This is a genomic window from Pseudomonas sp. EU05-FHT14B02 (assembly GCF_058791055.1).
In genome coordinates this window covers 106,145-131,424 of sequence record NZ_JBYTDD010000009.1, presented here as the reverse complement: position 1 = coordinate 131,424, position 25,280 = coordinate 106,145, and the positions used below count along the sequence as shown (strand labels likewise).

At 58.3% G+C, this 25,280-nt stretch carries 23 protein-coding genes and 1 pseudogene; 3 read left to right on the top strand and 21 right to left on the bottom strand.

Going from position 1 to position 25,280, the window contains the following annotated elements:
- Positions 1-113: 113 nt before the first annotated feature.
- From AC3WTM_RS11175 to ubiE, 12 genes and pseudogenes are all read right to left on the bottom strand, one after another.
- Positions 114-4,091 carry a fibronectin type III domain-containing protein gene (locus AC3WTM_RS11175; protein ID WP_102672207.1) on the bottom strand — a complete coding sequence of 1,326 codons (3,978 nt, stop codon included), beginning with the start codon at positions 4,089-4,091 and terminating at the stop codon, positions 114-116.
- Positions 4,092-4,307: 216 nt separating this feature from the next.
- A complete protein-coding gene (locus AC3WTM_RS11170; RefSeq protein WP_372884021.1) occupies positions 4,308-5,021 on the bottom strand; it encodes a methyl-accepting chemotaxis protein in 714 nt (237 codons plus the stop codon).
- Positions 5,022-5,162: 141 nt separating this feature from the next.
- Positions 5,163-6,224, bottom strand: a pseudogene (locus AC3WTM_RS11165) (methyl-accepting chemotaxis protein); the annotation flags it as partial.
- A 222-nt stretch (positions 6,225-6,446) separates the two neighbouring features.
- On the bottom strand, positions 6,447-7,154 hold the full coding sequence (locus AC3WTM_RS11160; protein ID WP_102672209.1) for a 16S rRNA (uracil(1498)-N(3))-methyltransferase: 708 nt from the start codon (positions 7,152-7,154) through the stop codon (positions 6,447-6,449).
- Positions 7,151-7,945 carry a twin-arginine translocase subunit TatC gene (gene tatC, locus AC3WTM_RS11155; protein WP_057712372.1) on the bottom strand — a complete coding sequence of 265 codons (795 nt, stop codon included), beginning with the start codon at positions 7,943-7,945 and terminating at the stop codon, positions 7,151-7,153. The genes AC3WTM_RS11160 and tatC overlap by 4 nt, the downstream gene beginning before the upstream one ends.
- Positions 7,942-8,385 (bottom strand): Sec-independent protein translocase protein TatB, encoded by a 444-nt coding sequence (gene tatB / locus AC3WTM_RS11150; protein WP_102672210.1) that lies wholly within the window; start codon positions 8,383-8,385, stop codon positions 7,942-7,944. Before tatB ends, tatC begins: the two co-directional genes overlap by 4 nt.
- A 10-nt stretch (positions 8,386-8,395) precedes the next feature.
- The gene (locus AC3WTM_RS11145; RefSeq protein ID WP_057712370.1) at positions 8,396-8,668 is read right to left on the bottom strand and encodes a twin-arginine translocase TatA/TatE family subunit; all 273 of its coding nucleotides are present in this window, start codon (positions 8,666-8,668) and stop codon (positions 8,396-8,398) included.
- Positions 8,669-8,693: 25 nt separating this feature from the next.
- Entirely contained in the window at positions 8,694-9,026 is a 333-nt protein-coding gene (locus tag AC3WTM_RS11140; protein ID WP_007975564.1) for a phosphoribosyl-ATP diphosphatase, read from the bottom strand.
- Positions 9,019-9,420 (bottom strand): phosphoribosyl-AMP cyclohydrolase, encoded by a 402-nt coding sequence (hisI, locus tag AC3WTM_RS11135; RefSeq protein ID WP_102672211.1) that lies wholly within the window; start codon positions 9,418-9,420, stop codon positions 9,019-9,021. The genes AC3WTM_RS11140 and hisI overlap by 8 nt, the downstream gene beginning before the upstream one ends.
- A gap of 81 nt (positions 9,421-9,501) precedes the next feature.
- Positions 9,502-11,106: a ubiquinone biosynthesis regulatory protein kinase UbiB gene (gene ubiB, locus AC3WTM_RS11130; RefSeq protein WP_102672212.1), complete on the bottom strand. Its 1,605-nt coding sequence runs from the start codon at positions 11,104-11,106 to the stop codon at positions 9,502-9,504.
- Positions 11,103-11,726 (bottom strand): ubiquinone biosynthesis accessory factor UbiJ, encoded by a 624-nt coding sequence (locus tag AC3WTM_RS11125; RefSeq protein ID WP_102672213.1) that lies wholly within the window; start codon positions 11,724-11,726, stop codon positions 11,103-11,105. The genes ubiB and AC3WTM_RS11125 overlap by 4 nt, the downstream gene beginning before the upstream one ends.
- Positions 11,726-12,496, bottom strand: coding sequence for a bifunctional demethylmenaquinone methyltransferase/2-methoxy-6-polyprenyl-1,4-benzoquinol methylase UbiE (gene ubiE / locus AC3WTM_RS11120; RefSeq protein ID WP_007975568.1), 771 nt, complete (start codon positions 12,494-12,496; stop codon positions 11,726-11,728). Before ubiE ends, AC3WTM_RS11125 begins: the two co-directional genes overlap by 1 nt.
- Positions 12,497-12,651: 155 nt before the next feature.
- Here ubiE and AC3WTM_RS11115 point away from each other — a divergent pair, with 155 nt between their 5' ends.
- From AC3WTM_RS11115 to AC3WTM_RS11105, 3 genes are all read left to right on the top strand, one after another.
- Positions 12,652-12,927, top strand: coding sequence for a polyhydroxyalkanoic acid system family protein (locus AC3WTM_RS11115; protein ID WP_015093124.1), 276 nt, complete (start codon positions 12,652-12,654; stop codon positions 12,925-12,927).
- Between the two features lie 183 nt (positions 12,928-13,110).
- Positions 13,111-13,533: a phasin family protein gene (locus AC3WTM_RS11110; protein WP_057712367.1), complete on the top strand. Its 423-nt coding sequence runs from the start codon at positions 13,111-13,113 to the stop codon at positions 13,531-13,533.
- Positions 13,534-13,543: 10 nt separating this feature from the next.
- A complete protein-coding gene (locus AC3WTM_RS11105; protein ID WP_102672214.1) occupies positions 13,544-14,365 on the top strand; it encodes a phasin family protein in 822 nt (273 codons plus the stop codon).
- 192 nt (positions 14,366-14,557) lie between these two features.
- Here AC3WTM_RS11105 and AC3WTM_RS11100 read toward each other — a convergent pair whose 3' ends face one another.
- The 9 genes from AC3WTM_RS11100 to argS form a co-directional block, all read right to left on the bottom strand.
- A complete protein-coding gene (locus AC3WTM_RS11100; RefSeq protein ID WP_057712365.1) occupies positions 14,558-15,178 on the bottom strand; it encodes a TetR/AcrR family transcriptional regulator in 621 nt (206 codons plus the stop codon).
- 59 nt (positions 15,179-15,237) lie between these two features.
- Complete coding sequence (gene phaC, locus AC3WTM_RS11095; protein ID WP_102672215.1) at positions 15,238-16,920, bottom strand: class II poly(R)-hydroxyalkanoic acid synthase; 1,683 nt, start codon at positions 16,918-16,920, stop codon at positions 15,238-15,240.
- Between the two features lie 115 nt (positions 16,921-17,035).
- Positions 17,036-17,890 (bottom strand): poly(3-hydroxyalkanoate) depolymerase, encoded by an 855-nt coding sequence (gene phaZ / locus AC3WTM_RS11090; RefSeq protein WP_057712363.1) that lies wholly within the window; start codon positions 17,888-17,890, stop codon positions 17,036-17,038.
- Between the two features lie 165 nt (positions 17,891-18,055).
- The gene (gene phaC, locus AC3WTM_RS11085) at positions 18,056-19,735 is read right to left on the bottom strand and encodes a class II poly(R)-hydroxyalkanoic acid synthase (protein WP_102672216.1); all 1,680 of its coding nucleotides are present in this window, start codon (positions 19,733-19,735) and stop codon (positions 18,056-18,058) included.
- Between the two features lie 259 nt (positions 19,736-19,994).
- Entirely contained in the window at positions 19,995-20,366 is a 372-nt protein-coding gene (locus AC3WTM_RS11080; RefSeq protein ID WP_173677900.1) for a gamma-butyrobetaine hydroxylase family protein, read from the bottom strand.
- A gap of 143 nt (positions 20,367-20,509) precedes the next feature.
- The gene (hslU, locus tag AC3WTM_RS11075) at positions 20,510-21,847 is read right to left on the bottom strand and encodes an ATP-dependent protease ATPase subunit HslU (protein ID WP_102672217.1); all 1,338 of its coding nucleotides are present in this window, start codon (positions 21,845-21,847) and stop codon (positions 20,510-20,512) included.
- Between the two features lie 54 nt (positions 21,848-21,901).
- Entirely contained in the window at positions 21,902-22,432 is a 531-nt protein-coding gene (gene hslV, locus AC3WTM_RS11070) for an ATP-dependent protease subunit HslV (RefSeq protein ID WP_007975582.1), read from the bottom strand.
- A gap of 231 nt (positions 22,433-22,663) precedes the next feature.
- Complete coding sequence (locus AC3WTM_RS11065) at positions 22,664-23,377, bottom strand: SPOR domain-containing protein (protein ID WP_057712359.1); 714 nt, start codon at positions 23,375-23,377, stop codon at positions 22,664-22,666.
- Position 23,378: 1 nt separating this feature from the next.
- Positions 23,379-25,115 carry an arginine--tRNA ligase gene (gene argS / locus AC3WTM_RS11060; protein ID WP_102672218.1) on the bottom strand — a complete coding sequence of 579 codons (1,737 nt, stop codon included), beginning with the start codon at positions 25,113-25,115 and terminating at the stop codon, positions 23,379-23,381.
- Positions 25,116-25,280 lie beyond the last annotated feature (165 nt).

Here is a 25,280-nt window from a genome sequence, read left to right as displayed (position 1 = left end):
GCTTTATTCGTTTTGGGGCTATGTTTAACCCTTGGTCCGGGCTGTTTTTGAAATTCTCCCTGCTAGTAAAAGCCATCGTTAGAGGTGGTTCTCTCGGACATCTTAAAAGAGTTTTAGGACCTAGGGGGTACGATCAACTCAATCCAGGGTGATTCCGCTCCCCCCTCAAGCAAGCACTTAAGCCTTACTTTTAGCTCAGTTGAAGGGTTCCTATCGTCTATCGTGATCCATTCCTTTAACCCAACTGGAACGGGTAGCGGCATTCCGGCGACAACGATTACGAATTTATACTCAATGACTTCCCCTTGATCTGCAAAAGGTGGGGACCAAGCAAAAGTGATGCGCTGATCGGCAATGTTCGAGACGCGAAAGTTGCGTGGAGCGTTCGGCTCATCACCTTGTAAGTACACGTCGAGCGAAGTTGTCTGAGAGAGGTTTCCCGAGTGGTCTTGGGCGAGAACTTCAAACCTGTGGGTGCCAGGCATCAGCCCGATGGCGCTGTATTGGGTGAGTGGCGTCCTGTCGAAGTACTCCTGATTGTTGTAGATGACGTAGTCGCAGACCCCTATGTCATCTGTCGATGCTTCCCAGACCAGCGTCACCGAATCCGAGGTGGAGTCTGTCACTCTCAAGCTTCCCGGAGTGCTGGGAGGCGTGGTGTCTTTAAGCTCATGGGTAAGTATCGTGGGCTCCGACAATTGACCCCATATGTCAAAGACCGACACACTGATGACATATTCGAGACCGGGATTCAGATTCAGCATAGTTACACTTGGAAGTAGCAATACATCGCGCCAGTGTTCGTCGTTGCGCGCGATCCTGACGCCTGAGGCTCCGTTTAGAGAGCCCCAGTGCAATGTCAGTGAAGTTTCTGTCTCGTCAGTAATTCTCACAGTTGGTGCTGGAGGAGGGGGAGACGGCGACTGTCCTGTGGTTTTGAATACTGTGCTCCTGCCAGGGGTAGAGAGGTTTCCGTCCTTATCCTGGGCTCTTACGAATACGTAGTAATAGGCACCTGGGGTAAGAGCTGTGAAGGTATAGCGAGGCTCTTGCGTGGTGAATACCAGAACTCCGTTCAAGACAACCCGATAACCCGTTACACCTATGTTGTCACTGGATGCTTCCCAGGTCAGCGTAACCGATGTATCCGTGATGTCACTGGCAACGGGTGCACCAGGTTGATTAGGTGGAACGTCATCAGTCAGGATTTTCTCCAGTAAGCTTTCCTCGGAGCTGGCACCGTCAAGTTGAGCGCGAACCCTGAACGAGAGTTTGTGTGGGGCGGGACCAGATGAAAGATCGGACAATCTGAAGCTGTAACCGATGCGTCCTGGCCCAGTATTGAAAACTCTACCATTGATTGATACTTCATGAGACGGCAGCACACGGAAAACCGGGTTCCATGCCAGTCTGCAGCGGCCATTGAGGTGGCTGAATCTCAAGTTGACTGGAGGCGCGAGTAAGGTTCTGAACTTCGTGGCAGCCGGCTCGGACACTCCGCCCGGATTGAATGCATGGACTTCTACCTGATAGTCGGTATGACCTCTAAGATGAGTAATAGTGAAAAATGGCTCTTTGGTTTGAGCGACGAGGAATCCATTCAGTAAAACCTTGTACTGAACGTCCAAGCCACTTGAGGCAGCCCAGCGGAGCTCCGCGGATGAGTGGGTGATTTTGCTGATTTGGGGCGTGCCCGGGTTACCAGGAAGTAAATACTTGGTGGTGAATGAGGCGGTGTTGGGCTCTGACAGATTTCCTGCGGCATCAAAGGCCTTTATTTCAATTGCATACCGAGTTGCCTCCTCTAATTCGGTAAGAGTGTGTTGCGTGTGGGCAGTTGAAATAGGTGGATTATTGTTAATGGTGATTGTGTAACCGGTTACAGCGACATTGTCTGAGGCCGGTGTCCAGCTGATTTGTGCTCCGCTATTTGTGATGTTTGTTATCGTCGGAACGCCCGGTTTGTCGGGGGCGACATTATCAACAGGTTCAATTGTGAGGGTCTCGATAATCGAGCAAGCGTCGACATTGTTAATTGCCCATACTTCGATCGAAAATGTTTCGTCTAATGGCATTTGTTCGAATGTATAGGTGTTCACTGATTTAGAGACTAATACTGGAATTTCTTCGTTTACCGAAATTGCATAGTTTGTAATGTCGGCGCTGGTTGAAGGCTCCCAAGAGATGGATGTAGCGCTTTGTGTGCGAGACGTGACTTTCAAATTGTTAGTCGGGACCGGAGGTGTTGAGTCGAAAACGAAGTCGAAAGAAATAAATTCACTTACTGGATAGCGCCCGTACCATGTTATGCAGCGGTGCGTTATGCGCTCATTTTGACTGGCCTGGAAGTTGAATGTTGGTCCTTCGCCTGACTCGGGACGATAGAGTTCCCTGTACTCTGCGTACCCTGAGTACCACTTTGTTTCACCTTCGTACATAATCTCCGGAGATGAATATGCATCAGTATCCCACACGATGTTGACACTATATTTTTCTGTTGATTCGTCATATCCGACGATGGAATATCGAGGATTGACTACCGTTGGGCGGGGATAGAGTGTTATTGTTGCGAATTCTGAATAGAGATCATTATTGTCTCTGGCGCGAACTTGTATCTCGTATTGTTTGGTGTTTGTTAGGTTGTAGATGTCAGTAATTGCTCTATTGGTTGGTTTGTAAGGTTCATATTGTAAAAATTCATTATCTAAATATATCTCGTAACCTGCTACTCCTCTCGCATCGGTTGAGTGGTCCCACACTAAAGTAACGGAGGTGCCATGGATTCCTTGCTTGAGTTCAAGATTTCCAGGGATGGTAGGAGGTATAGAGTCTTGGATAAGATCAAATGTAAAAGAAAATTCTGAGTGGTTATCCACGCAGTCGATAGCTTTAACTTTAAAAGAATAGTTTTTTAGAGGAAAATTTTTGCCCTCATAGGGCATTTGGCTTGTTGACTTGAATTTTTCGCCATTGCAGTAGATTTCGTGTTTTCGTATACCTAAATTGTCGAGCGGTTGGCTCCAGTGGAATACCAGTGTGTTTTGAAATTTGCCCCCGATATTCTCCTCGTCTTTTGCTGTAACTACCAATCTGGTTGGACCAGGGGGGCTGGTTCTATCTGAGGTCCTCTGTCTGTTTAAATTGATGCAGCGATCTGTCACACTAGCTTTGGAGTTTGAGCCGTCAATAAAATCGACCATGACGATATTTGCGTTCTGAAAACCTGGTTTAAAGACTTCTGTTCTAACAGGGCTGGTGGTTGCCAAGTCTTTCGGAAAGGTTTGCTCAGTGACAGCAGCAGAGAGCACCCAATAATGATTCTCTGGAGGTGACTTCATTGAATTAACAACGAGTGATATTATGTTGCTTTCGGAAGCTTCCGGAGTCCACTCATGTCGCATAGGATGCCATATCTGCTCTCTGCGTATCGTCCCGTTCGGCCACTTGTCTTGCACATTGCTGGGAGGCACTGGATAGTTGTGAGCAAGGCACAAGACTATATTGCAGCCTGGATGATTTTGACGAATTTCTCCGATACTCAACTCATTGGCTGAGGGTGGTATTAAACGATTTTTGATTGGGTTGAACTTAGGCAGGCATCGCTGAAGGCTGTCGCTCGAATGATTACGTCCTCTATCATAATGGTGGAAGTCAATAAATATAATTTCAAACGGGTTGGCCGTGGCGAAGCTGTTAACTGCTTCAACCAAATGTTCAAGCCGTCGGCCTGCGCTGATATCGCCATGTTTGAATTCAAAAATCTCGATGAATTTATATGTTGGGAATTTGTTGCCTATTGTTTTTTTATAACTGCTATCAACTAGGCGTAAGTCCAGATACCGCGCACCCGCGGATAATTGCTGGGTGAAGCTATTGTATTGACAAGCGGCCCATCTATTGCCGACATGAAAACTTCCGCTTCGGTCAACACCTGAATTATGCGCACCAGGAATGGCCAATTGGTAAAGCTTCAGATGCGCAATCTCCGACGCCATGTGGGTCATCCAGCGGCTGTAGTTGGTGTTGGATGCAACGTCGTCGGATGAAACAGATTCTGAGGCCGCAAAATTGTCGATTGGATCGTTACTCATGATTGCGCTCCTGAAAAAAAGCAGAAGCAGATCGTGCGCCGTTCTGAAAGCTGGCGTAACTAGCAGAACTGTTAGTTGTCCGAGGTCGTTATTTTGGTAATGCTTTGAGGTTAAGTCATGAGTTTGGATGAACGTAAATTTTCATTTCATATCCCCTGAAGAGGTTGATCGGCGAATGGCTCGCCGGCGACCAATGCTCTTCCATCTGCTAGCGTTTCAAACCCTGAACCGCCCCACCAACATCTGCAAATGCGTCCCCAACCGCGCCAGCTCAACGCTGGACGCTGCCGTCTCCTCACTCGCCGCCGACGTTTGATCCGACACATCCCGCACATTCAGCACGCTGCGGTTGATCTCCTCCGCCACGGCGCTTTGCTGTTCGGCAGCCGCGGCGATCTGCTGGTTCATCGCCTGGATCGCCGACACCGTGCGGGTGATGCTTTCCAGTGAACCGCCGGCGCGGCGGGTCAGTTCGACGCTGCTGTCGGTCAGGGTGCGGCTGTTGTCCATGATGGTCGCGACTTGCTGGGTGCCGTTTTGCAGGCCGACGATCAGCTCTTCGATCTCTTCGGTGGACTTCTGTGTGCGCTGGGCCAGGCTGCGGACTTCGTCGGCGACCACGGCAAAACCGCGTCCGGCTTCACCGGCGCGAGCGGCTTCGATGGCGGCGTTGAGGGCCAGCAGGTTGGTTTGCTGGGCCACCGACTTGATGACGTCGAGCACGCTGCCGATCTTGTCGCTTTCGCGCTTGAGTTCGCCCATGGCCTCGGTGGAGTGACCGACTTCCGCGGCCAGGCGTTCGATCTGGGCGATGGCTTCGCCGACGACTTTGTCGCCCTCCCGGGCCTGCTGATCGGCGGCGACGGCGGCTTCGGAGGCTTCTTCGGCGTTGCGCGCCACTTCCTGCACGGTGGCGGCCATTTCGTTCATGGCGGTGGCGACCTGATCGGTTTCGACCTTCTGACTGTTGACCCCGGCGCTGGTCTGCTCGGTGACGGCAGACAGCTCTTCAGCGGCGCTGGCGATCTGCGTGACGCCATCGCTGATGCCGCCGATCAGTTCGCGCAGCCCTTGGGTCATGCTTTGCATGGCTCGCTGCAACTGGCCGAGTTCGTCACGGCGCTGCGATGTCAGGTTGTGCGTCAGGTCGCCACTGGCGACGCGCTGGGCCACGATCAGGGTCTGGTTCAATGGAATGATGATCTGTCGGGTGATCGCCCAGGCGGCCAGCAGGCCGAAGGCGATGGCCAGCACGGTGGCGAGGGTCAGCATGTTCTTGGCATGGGCGGCGTCGGTGTCACGCACGACGGTTTGCGAGACGGTGAGTTTCTGGCTCATGTCCAACAGGATGTCGCCTTGGGTGGACATGCGTGCCAGGGCCTTGGCGCTGGCCACCTGGGAGTCGTGGAACTGGCTGACGGCGGCGCGATAGGCCCTCAGCGAGTCAGTTGCCTGTTGCAGGTTGGCGATGTGTTCTTCAGGCAGTTTGGTCGGCAGGCTCTCGAGGTTCTTCAGGGCGTTTTCGATCGCGTCGAGGGCTGGCTGTTCGGCTTCGCTCTTGCCGCTGTAGGTGTAGCCGCGAACCTGGAAGCGCGCCTGCTGGATCAGTTTGCTCAGGTCGATCACGCTGTTGAACGCCGCTACGCTGTCACCTTGCAGCATGGATTTTTCCACTTCGGCGACGCGGGCCACGGCATTGTCTGCAGTGGCGCCGAGTTTGCTGCGGGCGTCTTCACGCTGGGCACCGGCCTGGGTCATGTCGTTGAAGGCGCGGCGGTATTCGGCGACAGCGGCCAGTTGTTGATCGACCATGGCCGTATCTGCCGGTTGCTCGATCAGGCCGCGGGCGGTCTGCAGGCCGCTATCGAGCTTGCCCAACAGATCGTTGACAGCGCCGGGACCTTGTTCGCCGCGACGCATCTCGTAATCCAGGCGTGCAATGCGCAGGTCCTTGGTCAGGTCGTTGAGGCTGGCGATGAACCCCAGTTTATCGCCACGGCTGGTCACGCCGCTCAGGCCGCTCCAGCCGGTGAAGGTGATCAGCAGGGTCAACAGCAGCACCAGACCGAAGCCGATCCCCAGCTTGCGTTTGACGCTGACGTTACCCAGATTCTCGGCTAGCCATTGATACATGCTGAAACTCCCCGGACCAAACAATGGTTTTATGGGGGCTTTATCGGCAGGAGGGCTGGATTCTGTAGGTGACTCCCGATGTACGGGCAAGTGATCATCTGTGGCAAATGTTGACCTGTGGGAGCGAGCTTGCTCGCGATGGCGTTGTTTCAGGCAACACGGATGTCGACTGTTACTCCGCTATCGCGAGCAAGCTCGCTCCCACAGGGACAGTGTCTGGATTTAAAAGAGGCGTGCCAGCAACGCGGTCACGGCGGTTTCGACCCGCAGGATGCGCTCGCCCAGTTGCACCGGTTGCAGACCGGATTTGCCCAGCAGGTCGATCTCGTAGGGAATCCAGCCACCCTCGGGGCCGATGGCCAGGGTCACCGGTTCGCTGAGTGCGCGAGGGCAGGGCGGGTAATTGCCCGGATGCCCCACCAGGCCGAGGGTGCCTTCGGTCATCGCGGGCAGACGGTCTTCGACGAAGGGCTTGAAGCGCTTCTCGATCACGACTTCCGGCAACACACTGTCCCGCGCCTGTTCCAGGCCGAGGATTAACTGCTCGCGAATCGCCTCTGGCTCCAGGAACGGGGTCTGCCAGAAGCTCTTCTCGACGCGATAGCTGTTGACCAGCACGACCCGTGGCACACCCATGGCCGCCACGGTCTGGAACACCCTGCGCAGCATCTTGGGTCGTGGCAGGGCCAATACCAGGGTCAATGGCAGCTTGGCCGGTGGTGGCTGGTCGAGGGTGACGCGCAATTCCGCTTCGTCGGCGTCCAGGCGCAGCACTTCGGCCGAACCCATCAAACCGCCGATTCGCCCGACGCGCATGCTGTCACCGACTTCGCAGCGGTGGACTTCCTGCATGTGGGTCAACCGGCGATCACGCAGGATCGCGCGGTCGGCCGCAATGAAATCGGCCTCTTCGAGGAGCAGCAGGTTCACGCTTGGGTCGCTGGCGGCTGGTCGTTGTGATCGTCAGCCGGTTGGTCTTCCGGATGGTCGCCGCGCTTGCTGATCAGACTGCCGAACAGGATGCCGATCTCGAACAACAGCCACATCGGAACGGCCAGCAGGGTCTGCGAGAAGATGTCGGGTGGTGTCAGGATCATGCCGACCACGAAGCAGCCGATGATCACGTACGGACGGATTTTCTTCAGGTATTTGACATCGACCACGCCGATCCACACCAGCAGCACCACGGCCACCGGAATCTCGAACGCTACGCCAAAGGCGAAGAACAGCGTCATGACGAAATCGAGGTAACTGGTGATGTCGGTCATCATTTCCACGCCGGCCGGGGTGGCGGCAGCGAAGAACTTGAAGATCAGCGGGAACACCAGGAAATAGGCGAAGGCCATGCCGGCGTAGAACAGAAAGATGCTGGAGACCAGCAAGGGCACGGCGATGCGCTTTTCATGCTTGTACAGGCCGGGGGCGATGAAACCCCAGATCTGGTGCAGGATCACCGGAATGGCCAGGAACAGCGAGACCATCATCGTCAGCTTCAGTGGCGTCAGGAACGGCGACGACACGTCAGTGGCAATCATCGTCGCGCCAGCGGGCAGGTACGCGCGCAGCGGCGTGGAGACGAAGGTGTAGATCTGCTGGGTAAAGGCAAACAGCCCGGCAAAGATGATGAAGATCGCCGCTACGCAGCGCAGCAGACGGGTACGCAACTCGGTGAGGTGCGAAACCAGCGGCATGTGCTGGTCGTTTTCAGGGAGATCGCTCATGGGGCTCGCGGCGGCAAAGTGGTGTCATTGGGCGCTGGCGTTGTCGGCGCGGTGGCTGGAGCAACGGGTTCAACCGGCATCGCTGCCACAACAGGCGCAGGTTCCGCCGTCGGAGCAGGTGTCGGGTCGACAGCCGCGGCAGGCGCAAGAATCGTCTGCGTACCCACATGTTCCACCGGCGTCGGCTCCTGCTGGGTCGGCGTGAAGATTTTCCGCGCCTCCTGCTCAAGCGACAGGATGTGCTCGTTGTGCAGTTGCCGACGAATCTCGTCGGCACCGATTTCACGTTCAACTTCCTGTTTGATTGCGTTGAAGCTGCGCTTCAGGCGCCCGACCCACAGGCCGGCGGTGCGCGCAGCGCCCGGCAGGCGCTCGGGACCCAGCACCAGCAGGGCGACGAGGCCGACGAGCAGCAGTTCAGAGAAGCTGATACCAAACATTAGTCAGTGCTCACACGTCTTTGCGGATCGGCTCTTCGACTTTCTGTGCCTGCACGTCGATGGTGTGCGGCTGGTTCACGGATGCCTGTGGCTGAACCGGAGGAACCGGTTGGGCCGGGGTCGCGTTCGGGTCGGCCGGTTTTTCATCGTCGTTCATGGCTTTGCGGAAGCCCTTGATCGACTCGCCGACGTCAGTGCCGAGGTTTTTCAGTTTCTTGGTGCCGAACACCAGTACCACGACAACCAGGATGACGACCCAGTGTTTCCAGTCAAAAATGCCCATGCTGCTGCTCCTCTCTAATAGTTATTCAGGCGGACGGGCGCGAGGCTTTCTCGGCGTGTCCGGAGAGACCGAAACGACGGTCCAGTTCATCGAGTACAGCCTGTGGATGCTGCCCCAATTGGGCGAGCATGACCATGCTGTGGAACCACAGGTCGGCGGTTTCGTAGATCACATCGCTGCAGTCGCCGCTGACGGCGGCGTCCTTGGCGGCGATGATGGTTTCGACCGACTCTTCGCCGACTTTTTCCAGAATCTTGTTCAAGCCCTTGTGGTACAGGCTGGCGACATACGAGCTGTCGGCGGCGGCGCCTTTGCGCTCCTCCAGTACCTCGGCGAGGCGGGTGAGAGTGTCACTCATGTTTGTGCCCTGCGGAATAGATGGCGTGCGGATCTTTCAAGACCGGGTCGACGGTTGTCCAGTCGCCGTTCTCATAGACGCGGTAGAAGCAGCTCTGGCGGCCGGTATGACAGGCGATGTCGCCGATCTGCTCGACCATCAGGATGATGACGTCGGCGTCGCAGTCCAGGCGCATCTCGTGCAGGTTTTGCACGTGGCCGGACTCTTCGCCCTTGCGCCACAGCTTGCCACGGGAACGTGACCAGTAAATGGCACGGTTCTCGGCAGCGGTCAGTTCCAGTGCTTCGCGGTTCATCCAGGCCATCATCAGGACGCGCCCGGTCTTGTGATCCTGGGCAATGGCCGGCACCAGGCCGTCAGCGTCCCACTTGATCTCGTCCAGCCAGTTTTTCATCTTCGACTCCGACAGCGGGCTCGACACTTCAATAGCCGAGCTCAGGCGTTCAAACAGTGTGCCAGTCGTTCACACAACTGGCTATCGGCGCACGACCAGATACAAACCGACCGCCATCATGATTCCCGCCGGCCAATAGGCCAACTGGTTCAGCGGTCCGCCAGCGGCAAGGACGGCGCCACCGGCCAGATGGGCCGTACCGAGCAGGCGCAGGAACCAGTCGTCACGGCGTCGATGCCACGGTGACGGCGGGTCGTAGGCGTGGGGTTGGGACATGCGTTCGAGCAGGTCGCGGGCCATGCTGGCCAAGTGCGGGATCTGTTCGAATTGGCTGTGCACGTTGCCGAGCAGGGCTTTGGGGCTGACCCGCTCGCGCATCCAGCGTTCGAGGAATGGCTGAGCGGTGTTCCATAGATCGAGGTCCGGGTACAGCTGGCGGCCCAGGCCTTCGATGTTCAACAGGGTTTTTTGCAGCAGGACCAACTGCGGCTGCACTTCCATGTTGAAGCGGCGCGCAGTCTGGAACAGGCGCATCAGCACCTGACCGAAGGAAATATCTTTTAACGGTTTTTCGAAGATCGGCTCGCACACGGTACGGATCGCCGCTTCGAATTCGTTGAGCTTGGTTTCCGCCGGCACCCAGCCCGAATCGATGTGCAACTGCGCCACTCGACGGTAATCGCGCTTGAAGAAGGCGAACAGGTTGCGCGCCAGGTAATCCTGGTCTTCCGGGGTCAGGCTGCCGACGATGCCGCAGTCGATCGCAATGTACTGCGGGCTCCACGGATTCACGGTGCTGACGAAAATGTTGCCGGGGTGCATGTCGGCGTGGAAGAAACTGTCGCGGAACACCTGGGTGAAGAAAATCTCCACGCCACGCTCGGCGAGCATTTTCATGTCCGTGCGCTGGTCGGCCAGAGTCGCCAGATCGGTAACCTGAATACCGTAGATGCGTTCCATCACCAGCACTTTCGGCCGGCACCAGTCCCAATAGACTTGCGGGACGTACAGCAGCGGCGAGCCGTCGAAGTTGCGCTTCAACTGGCTGGCGTTGGCCGCCTCGCGCAGCAGGTCGAGTTCGTCGTAGATGGTTTTTTCATAATCGCTGACCACGTCCACCGGGTGCAGCAGGCGCGCATCGGCCGAGAGTTTTTCGGCGGCGCGGGCGAGGATGAACAGCCACGCCAGGTCCTGGGCAATCACCGGTTTGAGGCCTGGGCGGATCACCTTGACCACCACTTCCTCACCGGTTTTCAGTTGCGCGGCGTGCACCTGCGCCACCGAGGCCGAGGCCAGCGGTTCGACGTCGAAACGGCTGAAGACTTCGCTGATTTTCTTGCCCAGCTGTTCTTCGATCAGCTTGACCGACACTTGCGAGTCGAATGGCGGTACGCGGTCCTGCAGCTTCATCAGTTCGTCGGCGATGTCCTCGGGCAACAGGTCGCGGCGAGTAGACAGGATCTGCCCGAACTTGATGAAGATCGGCCCCAGGTCCTGCAACGCCAGGCGCAAACGCGCGCCACGGCTCAGGTCCAGGGTCTTGCGCGGAAACCAGCGCCACGGCAAGGCGTAACGCAGCGCCCGCAAGAACCAGGGCAGCGGCAGGGCGAACAGCAGGTCATCGAGGCGGTAGCGGATCACGACGCGCTGGATGCGCAACAGACGGCGGACGGCAAGCAGCTTCATGCGTTATCGCTTGGGTCGAGGGATCGGGAAAGGCGCTCGAAACGCGCCTCGAGACGTTCAAGATCAAGCTTGATCTGGTCCAGTTCACTGAATCGGGCTTCGGCTTCGCGCTGGCCGACGAGGGTGCGCGATTCTTCGGCCAGGTATTCGCCCAGGTTCTGGTTGAGGCTGGCGAACCCTTGCTGATACCAGCGGGCGCGGCTGCGCAGGTGACCGCCGACCAGTTGCGTGGCCACAGGTCCCAGCCAGCGCGAGAGTTCGTACTCCCAATCCAGCTCCAGGTCCTGGAGGATCGCCGCCAGTTCCAGCAGCACGCCGCTGTCGCCGTCGAGTTCGACTTCAGGGGCGTGCAGGACCGAGGTCTTGTCCTTGCTCATCGCCAGTTTCAACAGGCTCGAGGCCGGTGCACGCAAAGTGCAGTCGGCGCCGGTTTCCCACTGGGAGGCGAGCATCAGGCCTTCGTCGCTGGGCAGGATGAACAGTTGCAGCACCGGGCTGCGGCAATCGACGGCAATCACTTTGCCGGTCAAATGCGCCAGCCGCGGCAGCGCCGTGCTGTCGAGACGCAGCACCCGGTTCAGGCCGAGTTCAATGCTGGCGAACAGGCCGGCGAGCAACATCAGGGCTTGATGCCGCGGTGCAGGGCAACGATGCCGGCGGTCATGTTGTGATAGGTCACACGGTCGAAACCGGCCTCGACCATCATCGACTTCAGGGTTTCCTGGTTCGGGTGCATGCGGATCGATTCGGCCAGGTAGCGATAGCTTTCCGAGTCGTTGGTGATCAGCTTGCCCATCAGCGGCATGAAGGCGAACGAGTAAGCATCGTAGGCCTTGGACATCAGTGCGTTGGTCGGCTTGGAGAACTCCAGTACCAACAAGCGGCCGCCCGGCTTGAGCACGCGCAGCATCGAGCGCAGGGCATCTTCCTTGTGGGTCACGTTGCGCAGGCCGAAGGCGATGGTCACGCAGTCGAAATGGTTGTCCGGGAACGGCAGTTTTTCCGCGTCGGCCTGGACGAATTCGACGTTGCCGGCCACACCGAGGTCCAGGAGGCGGTCACGACCGACCTTGAGCATGGATTCGTTGATATCGGCCAACACGACCTGGCCGGTAGGGCCCACCAGGTGCGAGAATTTTCTGGTCAGGTCGCCAGTACCGCCGGCGATGTCGAGCACGCGGTTACCGGCACGAACGCCCGACAGTTCGATCGCGAAACGCTTCCACAGACGGTGCATACCGCCCGACAGAAGGTCGTTCATCAGGTCGTACTTGGCGGCTACCGAGTGGAAAACCTCAGCGACTTTTTCCGCTTTCTGGCTTTCCGGAACGTTTTTGAAGCCGAAGTGAGTGGTGGGTTCGGCATCGCTGCCTTTGCGCTGATCAGTCATATCGCTGTCACCAAAAGAGAATGCGCGACATTCTAATCCCCAAGGCATGCTTTGTCTTGGCAAGGCTGAAGGTAAGATGAGCAACTATCGGGACGTTTTGACGCAGCAGAGGTCAAGATGTCTCGGGAAAGCATCCATAAAGCAGGAGTCATTTGATGGCCCGTATTAGTGTTGAACGTGCCCACGGCCTGGGTAAGGAAGCGGCTCGCGAGAAGGCCGACAAGCTGGCGCAGAAACTTTCCGATCAGTATGGCCTGGAGCCGCAGTGGTCCGGCGACACCCTCAATCTCAAGCGCTCGGGTGTGAAGGGTGCGGTGCATGTCAGTGAAGATTCGATCAAGGTCGACGTGGAGTTGGGCCTGATGATGTCGGCCATGAGCGGCATGATCAAAGCGGAAATCGAAAAGGCGCTGGATAAAGCGTTGGTCTGATCTCCAGCTGTAATGAGATCCCCTGTGGGAGCGAGCTTGCTCGCTCCCACAGTTTTTTGTGTGGCGCTCTCAAAGGTTTATGTCATTTGTTAGGGTGCCGTTTCTAATTTTTCTCCCTACTTTGTGCCAGAGCCCGACACTTACCCGGGCAGTTCCTCAAACCTTCTGCGCGTGAGGTGCACCATGGCCAAAGTTATTTTGAAGAAAAAAATCGACCCGTCGACCGGCACGCTGGGCGACGTCAAATCCTATGCCCGCAAGATCTGGCTGGCAGGCCTGGGTGCCTACGCCAAGGTCGGCCAAGAGGGCAGCGAGTACTTTCAGGAGCTGATCAAGGCTGGTCAGGTTGTTGAAAAGAAAGGCAAAAAGGTAGTCGCTGAGAAGCTTGAAGCGGCCAATGCCGAGATCGATGAAGCCAAGAGTGAAGTCAGCACTTTCAAAGGCAAGGTCGAGGTTCAACTCGACAAGGTCGAGAAGGCGTTCGACACGCGTGTCGCAAGTACCTTGAATCGTATCGGTATTCCGTCTAAACATGACGTTGAGACACTCTCTGCTAAGCTCGATGAGCTGACGGCATTGCTCGAACGTGTCGCGCGTAAATCTTAAGGAGAACGGGATGGCTGTTAAAAAGAAAACCGAAAAAGAAGGCAGCTCGTGGATCGGGAAGGTTGAAGATTACTCCCGAAAAATCTGGCTGGCTGGTTTAGGCGTGTACTCGAAGATCGACACTGACGGCAGCAAACTCTTCGATGCATTGGTTAAGGACGGCGAGAAAGCCGAGAAGCTCACCAAGAGTGCTGTTGGCAAGACTGTCGACGCCGCCAAGGACTCCGCTTCTTCGGCCAAGTCGCGCATCAGCGGCGTGAAAGATCGCGCACTGGGCAAGTGGGATGAGCTGGAAGGTGCTTTCGACAAGCGTCTGAACAGCGCCATTTCGCGTCTGGGCGTACCGAGCCGCAACGAGGTCAAGGCACTGCACAGCAAGGTCGAAACCCTGACCAAGCAAATCGAAAAACTGACCGGTGCCAAGGTTGCGCCTGTTGCGGTGAAAACCGCGGCAGCCAAACCTGCTGCCAAAACCGCAGCCAAGCCACTGGCAAAAGCAGCGGCTAAACCTGCTGCCAAGCCTGCGGCTAAAACTGCAGCCGCCAAACCGGCCGCAGCCAAACCTGCAGCCAAACCTGCAGCCAAACCAGCGGCTAAACCGGCCGCCAAGCCTGCAGCGAAAACTGCAGCGGCCAAACCCGCTGCGGCGAAAAAACCAGCGGTGAAAAAGCCGGCAGCTCCAAAGGCCGTAGCACCAAAACCAGCAGTGGCAGCTGCCAAACCGGCAACGCCGGCAGCTCCGGTCAGCGCTTCGAACTCCGCTACCGCACCGACCCCTGCGGTCACCCCGACTGTCGCGCCAGCTCCATCGACGCCAACCAGTCAGTCCTGATTTTCAGGGCTCAAGAAAACGCCCGGCCTGTGAAGGTCGGGCGTTTTTGTTTGTGTGCGAATCTCTGACCGACACAAGCCCAATGTGGGAGCGAGCTTGCTCGCGATGAGGCCATCACATTCAACATTGATGTTGGCTGATCCGCCGCCATCGCGAGCAAGCTCGCTCCCACAGGGTTGGTGGGTGTCAGGGTTATTCGTGGTCTTCCAGGTACTCCATCGCCATCTGTTCGGTCGCAGCCTTCATCGATGGCAGCAGGTGCGGCGCCACCAGCATCATGATCTGGTAAACCACCAATCGCACCTCGCCCTGACGATCAAGAATCCGCTGATAGTCCAGTGAGAAAAGCAGTGTCATGGTGATCTGCTCCACAAGTTGCCCCAGTGCCTGGGTATCGCTGACCAGCAGCCCTTGCGCCTTCAATCGTGCCAGCAGCGATGCCAGTGTGCGCTTGAGTGCATTGAGCAGGTTGCGAATGCCCTTGGCCAGTTTCGGCAGGCGCCCGGCGAGGTTCGACAGATCCTGGAACAGGAACCGGTAGTGGGACAGGCGTTCGACGATCAGGTGCAGGAAGAGCCAGTATTCTTCGGGTGCCAGTTCGGCATCGGCCGGTGGATCGAGCAAGGGGGCCAGTTCGCCCTGGAAACGCTCGAACAGCCCGAGAATCAGAGGCTCCTTTCCGTGGAAGTGGTAGTAGAGGTTGCCCGGGCTGATGCCCATCTCATTGGCAACTTCCATGGTGGAGACATTCGGTTCGCCCTTCTGATTGAACAACTGCAGGGCACATTCGAGGATCCGGTCGCGGGTTTTCATCCAGTCTTCTTAATGATCGGGTCTTGCCACGGCCGACAGTGGCCGTGGCTCGTTGAACGTCAGCGCACGCGCACGTAAGTACCGGGTGCTGCCTCCATCGGTGGATAGTTCTGGTTGCCGAGCGCCATGTGGGTTTCCTTCTGCGCACCGGAGCGTTCCTGAATCCAGCTAAGCCATTGGGTCCACCAACTGCCATCGACACGCTTGGCGTCGTAGTACCAGGCCCGTGGGTCGCTGCTGAATTTGCCGTTCTCGACGTAGTTGGCTTTCGGGTTGCTCGGCGGGTTGAGGATGCTCTGCACATGGCCGCTGTTGGACAGCACGAAGCGCCGCTCGCCACCGAGCAACAGCGTCGAGCGATACACCGCGTCCCACGGCGTGATGTGATCGTTGATGCCGGCGACGCTGAAGCTGTCGACGGTGACCTTCTGCAAGTCGATCGGCGTGCCACACACTTCCAGGCCACCCGGGTGAGTCAGCGGGTTGTGCTTGAAGAAGTCCAGCAGGTCACCATGCAGGGCGGCCGGCAGGCGCGTGTTGTCGTTGTTCCAGTAGAGGATGTCGAACGCCGGTGGCTCTTTGCCCAACAGGTAGTTGTTGACGAAGTAGCTCCAGATCAAATCGTTGGGGCGCATCCAGGCGAAGACCTTGGCCATATCGCGGCCGTCCAGTACACCTTTCTGATAGGAGCGGCGTTTGGCGGCTTCCAGAGTCTGTTCGTCGGCGAACAGCGTTGCGGGGCTGTCCATCTGGCTGTCGAGCAGGCTCACCAGATAAGTTGCGCTGGACACCCTGCGCAGCTGCCGCTTGGCCTGCAGGTGTCCTTGCAGCGCGGCAATGGTCAGACCGCCGGCGCAAGCGCCCATCAGGTTGACCTCCCGTGCGCCGGTGATCGCCCGACAGACATTCATGGCCTCTTCTACAGCTTCCACGTAGGTCGAGAGCCCCCATTCGCGGTGACGCACATCCGGGTTGCGCCAGCTGATCATGAAGGTTTGCAGGCCGTTTTTCAGCGCGTACTGGACGAAGCTGTTGTGGGGGCTAAGGTCGAAAATGTAGTACTTGTTGATTTGTGGCGGCACCACCAGCAGGGGCTTGGAATACTGCTTTTCGCTCATCGGTTTGTACTGGATCAACTCCAGCAGTTCGTTGCGAAATACCACGGCTCCGGTGGAGGTGGCGACAGTCTTGCCAACCTCGAATGCTTGCTTGGTGACTTGCCGGGGCAGGCCGTCGTTGTGCAGCAGATCGTCCACCAAATGGCTGATGCCACGCACCAGGCTGTTACCGCCGGAATTGAAGAGCTCCTTGACCGCCAGTGGATTGAGCAGGGTGTTGGAGGGTGATACGGCGTCGTTGAGCAAGGTGAACGCAAAGTGGGCACGGGCGCGGTCGTCCGGGCTCATGTCGCTCTCGTCGATCCAGCTCTTGACCTGTTTCTGCCAGCTAAGGTAGGCCTGCAAGCTGCGCCGATAAAACGGGTTGAGGCTCCATGCCGGATCGGTGAAGCGAGCGTCCTGCGGGTTGGTCGGGTGCAGGGTTTCGCCCAGCAGCACACGACCAAGCTGGCCGCCGAGTTTGAGGGCATGTCGGGCACTGTGCACCGGATTGCGCAAGCCATGGGCGGCCACACTACGCAGGGTCGATAACAGATCCCGACCGCGCAGGCCGGTAATCGCACTCTGTGCATTGATGAACGCGGCGGGAGTCGGTAAGGAATCCCTCGCTGGTTTCTCGCGCATGAGTCAACACTCCTTCGTCTTCAGGCTAAAAACAAACACACCGAACCAGAACACCATAGACGCTGTAACGGGTTGTTGCGCGGCGTGGCGTCCTGCCGGCCGCTGACGCAGCGGTTTAGCTGCCCAATGGCGCCGGACGCGGATGCATCACCGCGCGCTGGCGCTCCTCCTCCAGAAATTTCATGATGATCGGGGCCACCGCTTCGGCCCGGGTAATCAGGAACAAATGCCCGTCATCGATGATGTGCAACTGGGCGTTGGGGATCCGCCAGGCCAGCAAGCGCATGTTGACCAACGGGATCAGCGGGTCATCGTCGCCGGCCAGTACCAGGGTCGGCTGGCGGATCTTGTGCAACCAGTGGATGCTGGTCCAGCCGAGGCCGGCGAACAGCTGCCAGTAGTATCCGAGCTTGCCCGCTGAACGCACCTTGGCCGCATGGCTCGCGGCCAGCGTCGGGTCGCGACGGAAAGCGCCGCCGTAGATCATCGGCGCAATGCGGATCACGTGGGACGGTTGGATGTAGCGTCGCGGGCTGGCCATCATCCACAGCACTTTCGGCTTGCCCGGTACCATCACCGCACCCGCTGCCGTTGCCGCCAGCACGAGTTTCTTGCAGCGCTCCGGATAGTCGTAGGCGAACTGTTGAGCCAGGGCGCCCCCCCAGGACACGCCGATGACGTTGACCTGTCCGTAGTCGAGATAGTCGAGCATCCGCGCTGTGAGCTTCGCAAGGCTCGGAAAACGATACGGCCGGTTTGGTGTCGACGAACCGCCGACGCCGGGTACGTCGAAGGCGATGACTTCCAGGTCCGGGTCCAGTGCCGCGATGAACGGGAACACCAGCTCCAGGTTGGCGCCGATGCCGTTGAAAATCAGCAGGGGCGTCAAGTGAGGCTTGCCGGGGCGTACCGCCGTGCGGAGCGTCTGGCCATCCAGATCGACGGTACGGAATATGAAGGGTTGCGGCATGCTTCTGGCCCTGTGGGTCGCTATTTCGAATTCGTCCTCGATCCCCTGTAGGAGCGGGCTTGCTCGCGAAAAACGTGCGGGCAACGCGCTATCCAGATTGCACGCGTTATCGTTAACGCCCTTCGCGAGCGAGCTCGCTCCTACAGGGATAGCGAGGTGTGTCAGTTACCGCTCATGCACATAGGTGCCTGGCGCGGCTTCACCCGCGGGATAGGCCTTGTTGCCCAGTTTTGCCGGTGCTTTTTTCAGGTTTCCCGAACGCTGTGCCTGCCATGCCTGCCAGTGCAGCCACCAGGAGTCGGCGTGCTTGGTCGACTCTTCCTGCCAGTCATCGGCATTGACGGGCATTTCAGTGCTGGTCATGTAGCGCGATTTCGGATTGCCCGGCGGGTTCAGAATGCTCTGGATGTGTCCGCTGCTGGACAATACGAATTCAACGTTGCCGCCGAACAGTTGCGCCGACTTGTAGCAGGAGCGCCACGGGGTAATGTGGTCGCTGGTGCCGGCCAGCGAGAAGATGTCGGCGGTGACTTTCTTCAGGTCGATCGGCGTACCGCACACTTCCAGTGCATCGGCACGGGTCAACGGGTTACTTTTGAACATTTCGATCAGGTCGCCATGGAACGCGGCGGGCAACCGGGTGGTGTCGTTGTTCCAGAACAGAATGTCGAATACCGGCGGTTCGTTGCCCAACAGGTAGTTGTTGACCCAGTAGTTCCAGATCAGGTCGTTGGGGCGCATCCAGGCGAAGACTTTCGCCATGTCACGGCCTTCGAGTACACCGGCCTGGTACGACTGGCGCTTGGCGGCTTCCAGGGTTTGCTCGTCGACGAACAGGGCCACGTCGCTGTCCAGGGTGGTGTCGAGCACGCTGACCAGCAGGGTCAGGGCGTTGACTTTGTTCTCGCCGATTGCCGCGTAGTGACCCAGCAGCGCGGTGCAGGTGATGCCGCCGGAGCAGGCACCGAGCATGTTTACGTCTTTGCTGCCGGTGATGGCGGTGACCACATCAACCGCTTCCTTGAGCGCTTCGATGTAGGTCGACAGGCCCCACTCGCGCTGCTCCTTGGTCGGGTTGCGCCAACTGACGATGAAGGTCTGCACATTGTTGCGCAGGCAGAATCGCGCCAGGCTCTTTTCCGGGCTCAGGTCGAAAACGTAGAACTTGTTGATCTGTGGCGGTACCACCAGCAGTGGGCGTTCATGCACCTGCTCGGTGATCGGCTTGTACTGGATCAGTTCCAGCACGTCGTTGCGAAAGACCACCGCGCCCTCGGTCACGCCAAGGGTCTTGCCGACCTCGAATGCGCCCATGTTGACCTGGCTCGGCATGCCGCCGTTATGTACCAGGTCCTTGGCCAAGTGCGAGAGGCCATCGAGCAGGCTCTTGCCACCGGTTTCGAAGAAGCGTTTGACCGCCGCCGGGTTGGCCGCCGTGTTGGTCGGGGCGAAGGCCTCGGTCATGAGGTTGATCACGAAGTGCCCGCGGCTGACGTCCTTGGCCGGCAGGTTGCTGTCGTCGATCCAGTCGTGGAGTTCCTTGCGCCACGCCAGGTAGGTTTGCAGATAACGTTTGTAGAGCGGGTTCTGGCTCCAGGCCGGATCCGCGAAACGACGGTCATCGCTTGTCGGTAGCAGCTCGGATTTGCCGAGCAGCACGTTCTTGAGTTCCAGGCCGAAATGAGCGACATGCTTGGCGCTGTGAATCGGTTGCTTGATGGCCTGCCTGAGCACCATTCGAGCAGAAGCCAGTAGATCCTTTCCACGCAGTCCAACGACAGGATTCAGCCCCAAGGTGTTTTCCGAGGCTTGACTCTTCAAGTCATCGTTATTCTTGTTACTCATCTACGACGCTCCATTGTCCTGAGACGAGTACCGGGTCCTGCTGTGTAGTCACACAGCCAATGCCAGGTACTACTGCTCGGGGTGACCGTTAATACTGCATCGCTGCTCTTTTAATGCAGAGAGCACTGCAGGGAACTTGCCAGTTCCATTGGTTACCCGAGTTTAATTTTTTTCGCAAGCAGGCCAATCGGCGGCCCTGAAGCGGAGCATTCAAACAGATGAAATTAGAAAATGCCCTCTAATGAGCAAGAGGCTCGGATTAGAGCATCAGCCTGACGACGGATTCGTTCGGGTCGCGGGTTTTTCCGGCGGTTTTTAGCTCGGCCAGATAATCTTCCCAGAGTTCGTCATAACGTCGCCCCAGCTCGTACAGATATTCCCAGGTGAACAAGCCGCTGTCGTGGCCGTCATCGAAGGTCAATTTCAGTGCGTACTGGCCGGCGGGTTCTACCTTGGTCAGGCCTACATTGATCTTGCCAAATTGCAGGATGGGGTTGCCGTGGCCCTGGACCTCGGCGGAAGGAGAGTGCACGCGCAAGAACTCGGCGGGCAGGGTGTGCTCCTCGCCGGACGCGTATTTGAGCGTCAGGGTTTTCGAGGCTTTGTGCAGCTTGATGTCGGTGGGGATCATGGCCAGATGTCCGTCTTGTGCAGAACCTTGTGGGAGCGAGCTTGCTCGCGATAGCGGTATCAGATTCAACATCTATGTCGAATGAGATGGCCTCATCGCGAGCAAGCTCGCTCCCACAGGATCTCTATCGCTGTAAGTATGGCTTACAGGATATAACGGGACAGGTCTTCGTTCTGTGCCAATTCACCCAGGTGGCTGTTGACGTAGTCGGCGTCGATCTGGATCACCTTGTCGTCATGGGCACTGGCCAGGTCGCCGGCGCTGAACGACACCTCTTCGAGCAGGCGCTCGAGCAGGGTGTGCAGGCGACGGGCACCGATGTTTTCGGTTTTCTCGTTGACCTGCCAGGCGATCTCCGCGATGCGCTTGATGCCGCTCGGCTGGAACTCGATACCCAGGCCTTCGGTTTTCAGCAGAGCGCAGTATTGCTCGGTGAGCGAGGCGTGAGGCTCGCTGAGGATGCGTTCGAAATCCTCAGGGGTCAGGGCCTTGAGTTCGACACGGATCGGCAGGCGGCCTTGCAGCTCGGGCACCAGGTCGCTCGGCTTGCTCAGGTGGAACGCACCCGAAGCAATGAACAGGATGTGGTCGGTCTTGACCATGCCCAACTTGGTGTTGACGGTGCAGCCTTCGATCAGCGGTAGCAGGTCGCGCTGCACGCCTTCGCGGGACACATCGACGCCTCCGGAATTGCCACGCTTGGCGACCTTGTCGATTTCGTCGATGAACACGATGCCGTGCTGCTCGACCGCTTCCAGGGCCTTGGCCTTCAACTCTTCATCGTTGACCAGGCGACCGGCTTCTTCGTCGCGCACCAGCTTGAGCGCTTCCTTGACCTTGAGCTTGCGGGCTTTCTTCTTGCCCTTGCCCATGTTGGCAAACAGGCTTTGCAACTGGTTGGTCATTTCTTCCATGCCCGGTGGCGCGGAGATATCGACGCCGGTCATTTCGGCGACCTCGATTTCGATCTCCTTGTCATCCAGCTGACCTTCACGCAGGCGCTTGCGGAACAGCTGGCGGGTGTTGGAATCGGCAGTCGGGGCATCGTCGTTGCTGAAACCCATGCGCGCCGGTGGCAGCAATGCATCGAGGATGCGCTCTTCGGCGGCGTCTTCGGCGCGGTGGCGAACCTTGACGATTTCCTGTTCGCGCAGCAGCTTGATCGCCGCATCGGCCAGGTCACGAATGATCGATTCGACGTCGCGGCCGACATAGCCAACTTCAGTGAACTTGGTCGCTTCGACCTTGATGAACGGCGCATTGGCCAGTTTGGCCAGGCGACGGGCGATCTCGGTTTTACCGACACCGGTCGGGCCAATCATCAGGATGTTCTTTGGCGTTACTTCAACGCGCAGCTCTTCAGGCAGCTGCATGCGGCGCCAGCGGTTGCGCAGGGCAATGGCGACGGCGCGCTTGGCATCGTCCTGGCCGATGATGTGGCGGTTGAGTTCGTGGACGATTTCACGGGGAGTCATGGACATAATATTCAGTGGACCTCAAGCAAGAATGAGCCGTGGTGCGATGGCTGCACGGGCTTACTCGGCGCAGTCCTGCTCCTCAATGGTCTGGGTGTGGTTGGTGAATACACAGATGTCGCCGGCGATACCGAGGGCGGTTTCGACGATTTCCCGGGCTGACAGGTCGGTCTTTTTCAGCAGCGCGCTGGCCGCGGCCTGGGCGTAGGCGCCACCGGAACCCATGGCGATCAGGCCGTCTTCGGGCTCAACCACATCGCCGTTGCCGGTGATGATCAGGGAGGCGTCCTTGTTGGCGACCGCGAGCATGGCTTCAAGACGGCTCAGGGAACGGTCGGTGCGCCATTCTTTGGCGAGTTCGACGGCTGCGCGCACCAAGTGACCCTGGTGTTTTTCAAGCTGGCCTTCGAAACGTTCGAAGAGGGTAAAGGCGTCGGCGGTGGCACCGGCAAAACCGGCGATGACCTGACCGTGGTACAGGCGGCGAACTTTTTTCGCGTTGCCTTTCATCACGGTATTACCAAGGGAAACCTGGCCGTCGCCGCCCATGACGACTTTGCCGTGGCGGCGAACTGAAACGATGGTGGTCAAGGGAAGAGTCTCCACGCAGCGGGGCGAAAATGCCTTATGCCCATCCATATGGGGGTGCTGGAGTGGATTTCAACCGCGCAGTGGAAGAGGGGACGGGCGGCGTGTGCCAAAGGGAATATGTGGCGTTGGATATGATGCCATCGCGAGCAGGCTCGCTCCTGCAGGGTTAGCGTAAATCCTGTGGGAGCGAACTTGCTCGCGATGAGCGATGACGCGGTGGTTCTGAAAGGATCAGCGACTCTGGCGTTGTTGTAACAACAAATTGCTGAAGCCTGCGCCCGCCAATTGTTTCTGCGCGGTGGTCAGTTGCTCGCGGTTGCTGAACGGCCCGACCAGAACCCGATACCAGGTTTCGTCTTTCACCGTGCCGGACTCAACCGCCACGGCCTGGCCCAGCAGGATGATCTGCGCTCGCACCTTGTCCGCATCAGTCTCTTTGCGGAACGAGCCAGCCTGCAGGAAAAACTTCGTCACAGGCGCAGCCTTGACCGGTGGTGCAGGAGGCGGAGTAATCCCGGCCAAGGCAGCCTGGGCCCGTGCGGTGTCGATCTTCGCCGCTTCGGCCGGGGTGACCGGCGTGGTCGGGATGGCCGGCACTTGCGGCGTCGGCAGGGTTTTTTCCGGCACGGCATCCGGCGGCACGATGACTTCCGATTCCGGCAACAAGGTGTAGAAGTCGTACTTCGGCTTCACCGGTTGCGTCGGGCTCGGCGGGGTCTTGTTGGCCTCGGCGATCTTGCTGGCTTTCTGCTGTTGCTGTTGCTCGACCTTTTCACGCTTGACCGTGTCGCTGCCCTTGCCCGGCTCCAGTTTCATCAAGAACACAAGGAACGCACCGACCGTGAGGCCGATGACCATCCACAACCAACCCGGAATCGGTTGCTTTGCAGGAGCTTGGTAACGGCTGGCGCCACGCTTGGGTGCAGGTTTTTTCTTGGCAGCCAACTTACATACGCTCCAGAGTTTCCAGGCCCAAGAGTTCCAGGCCTTGCTTGAGGGTGCGTCCGGTCAGCGCGGCGAGGCGCAGGCGGCTCTGCATTTGTGCCGGGGTATCGGCGGCGAGGATCGGGCAGTTCTCGTAGAAGCTGGAGAACAGGCCGGCGACGTCGTACAGGTAAGTGCAAAGGATGTGCGGAGTGCCTTTTTCGGACACGTTGTTCAGGATTTCACCGAACTGCGCAAGCTTCGCCGCCAGTTCATGTTCGTGCGCCGCTTCCAGAACGATCTGGCCTTCGACTTCGCTGAAGTCCTTGCCGAGCTTGCGGAACACACCGGCCACGCGGGTGTAGGCGTACAGCAGGTACGGCGCGGTGTTGCCTTCGAAGTTGAGCATCAGGTCGAAGTTGAAACTGTAGTCGCTGGTGCGGTGCTTGGACAGGTCGGCGTATTTCACCGCGCCGATGCCCACGACCTTGGCGATATTGCGCAACTCGGCTTCGGCCAGTTCCGGGTTCTTGTCCTTGACCAGGGTGTAGGCGCGTTCCTGGGCTTCGGTCAGTAGGTCGATCAGCTTCACGGTACCGCCATCACGGGTTTTGAACGGACGACCGTCTGCGCCGTTCATGGTGCCGAAGCCCATGTGTTCCATTTCCATCGGATGGGTCACGAAACCGGCCTTGCGTGCCACGGCGAACACTTGCTGGAAGTGCAGGGCCTGACGCTGGTCGACGAAGTACAGCGCGCGATCGGCCTTGAGTTTGCCGCTGCGGTAGCGCACGGCCGCCAAGTCAGTGGTGGCGTACAGATAGCCGCCGTCAGCCTTGACGATGATCACCGGCAGCGGGTCGCCGTCGGCGTTCTTGAACTCGTCGAGGAACACGCACTGGGCGCCGTTGCTTTCGACCAGCATGCCCGCGGCCTTGAGGTCGTTGACCACGTTGATCAGGTCGTCGTTGTAGGCACTTTCGCCCATCACGTCGGCCATGGTCAGTTTGACGTTGAGCAGTTCGTAGATTTTCTGGCAGTGGGACAGCGAGATGTCCTTGAACTTGGTCCACAGGGCCAGGCAATCGGCGTCGCCGGCCTGCAACTTGACCACCAGGCCACGGGCACGGTCGGCGAACTCTTCGGATTCGTCGAAGCGTTGCTTGGCGGCGCGGTAGAAGTTCTCCAGGTCCGACAGTTCGTCGCTGGTGATCGGGTTTTCCTGCAGGTAAGCCATCAGCATGCCGAACTGGGTGCCCCAGTCGCCGACGTGGTTCTGACGGATCACGGTGTCGCCGAGGAACTCCAGCACGCGGGCCACGCCGTCGCCGATGATGGTCGAGCGCAGGTGACCGACGTGCATCTCCTTGGCCAGGTTCGGCGCCGACAGATCGACCACGGTGCGCTGCACCGGGCCGGCCTTGCGCACGCCGATGTGGGTGTCGGCCAGGGCCGCGTCCAGGCGTGCGGCCAGGGCGTCGGTGTTCTGGAAGAAGTTCAGGAAGCCAGGGCCGGCGATTTCGGTCTTGGCGACATTTTCGTCAGCCGGCAGGGCGGCGATGATTTTTTCCGCCAGGTCGCGGGGCTTCATGCCAGCGGGCTTGGCCAGCATCATGGCGATGTTGCTGGCGAAATCGCCGTTCTTCTTGTCGCGGGAGTTTTCCACCTGGATCGCCGGCGACAGGCCTTCAGGCAACACACCTTCGTTGACGAGTTGGGTGATGGCTTGTTGGATCAGCTGGCGAATGGTGTCTTTCATGGTCTTCTCTTTCGACCGCAGGCGCGGCGGCGCATCATGCGCTGGTGGAAAAACTGGGCATTATCCGTTGCGAAGACGGCCTTGCCAACCTTAGCAGGCAGGATGTGGATGTGTGGTGACAATTAGGACCCCATCGCGAGCAAGCTCGCTCCCGCAGGTTTTGAG